The sequence below is a fragment of the Rhizobacter sp. P2_H2 genome, from assembly GCF_056403375.1.
The window spans coordinates 1-1,514 of the sequence record NZ_JBFUFP010001208.1 but is presented as its reverse complement, the minus strand read 5'-3'; the positions used below and the strand labels follow the sequence as shown (position 1 = coordinate 1,514).

The following is a 1,514-nucleotide window of genomic DNA, read 5'->3' as shown; positions in this document are numbered from 1 at the left end:
GAGGAGTTCCTCACCGCCTGGAAGCTGCGCTCGATCATCAGCAAGTACTCCGACCACATCTCGCTGCCGATCCTGATGCAGAAGGAGGAGTGGGATGCCGAGAAGCAGGAGCAGGTCGTCCACGACGAGTGGGCGCCGGTCAACAAGGCGGCGGCACTCTGGACGCGCAGCAAGAGCGACATCACGCCCGAGCAGTACACCGAGTTCTACAAGCAGATCAGCTACGACACCGAGGCGCCGCTCGCGTTCACGCACAACCGCGTCGAGGGCCGCAGCGAGTACACGCAGCTGCTGTACGTGCCGGCGAAGGCACCGTTCGACCTGTGGAACCGCGACAAGCGCGGCGGCGTGAAGCTCTACGTGAAGCGCGTCTTCATCATGGATGACGCCGAGGCGCTGATGCCGGTCTACCTGCGCTTCGTGAAGGGCGTGATCGACAGCGCCGACCTGCCGCTCAACGTCTCGCGCGAGCTGCTGCAGGAGAGTCGCGACGTGAAGGCGATCCGCGAGGGCTCGACCAAGCGCGTGCTGGGCATGCTGGAGTCGCTCGCCGACAGCGAGGACGCGGCAGAGCGCGCGAAGTACGCCRCCTTCTGGAAGGACTTCGGCGCGGTGCTGAAGGAGGGCGTCGGCGAGGACCATGCGAACCTGGAGCGCTTGACCAAGCTGCTGCGCTTCGCTTCGACGCAGGCCGACGAAGGCGTCTCGTTCGCCGACTACCTGGGCCGCCTGAAGGAGGGCCAGGACACGATCTACTACATCACGGCCGACAACCTGGCCGCGGCGAAGAGCAGCCCGCAGCTCGAGATCTTCCGCAAGAAGGGCATCGAGGTGCTGCTGCTGGTCGACCGCGTCGACGAGTGGATGCTGAGCCACCTGTACGAGGTCGAAGGCAAGTCGCTGCAGAGCGTCGCGAAGGGCTCGGTCGATCTCGGCAAGCTGCAGGACGAGGCCGAGAAGAAGCAGGCGGAAGAAGTCGCGACGGCGTTCCAGCCGGTGCTCGACCGCCTGAAGGAAGCGCTGAAGGACCGCGCGAAGGACGTGCGCGTGACGACGCGGCTGGTCGACTCGCCGGCCTGCCTGGTCGTCGAGGAGGGCGACATCAGCGGCCACCTCGCGCGGCTGCTGAAGCAGTCCGGCCAGAGCGCGCCGAAGACGAACCCGGTGCTCGAAGTGAACGCCGAGCACGCGCTGGTGAAGCGGCTCGAATCGAGCCCGCAGTTCGACGAGCTCGCGAACATCCTGTTCGACCAGGCGGTGCTGGCCGAGGGCGGGCAGCTCGAGGACCCTGCCGCGTATGTGCGCCGCGTCACGGCGCTGCTGACCGCCTGATCCGGCGCGCTCAGTAGGCGGGGCCGCCGAACGCCGGCGGCTCCCGCAGCGTCGCGATCTGCTCGCGCAGGCGCACCGCCTGGTCCGTCCAGTAGACCGGCGCACCGAACCACGGGAACGCGATCGGGAAGGCCGGGTCGTTCCAGCGGCGTGCGAGCCAGGCGCTGTAGTGGATCATCCGC

The 1,514-nt window shown here is 67.5% G+C and carries 1 protein-coding gene; it reads left to right on the top strand.

Annotated features, from left to right (window positions below):
• Window positions 1-1,332 (top strand): molecular chaperone HtpG (htpG, locus tag AC1D15_RS31615; protein WP_477829158.1); only part of this gene is annotated, 1,332 nt, incomplete at its 5' end.
• Window positions 1,333-1,514 lie beyond the last annotated feature (182 nt).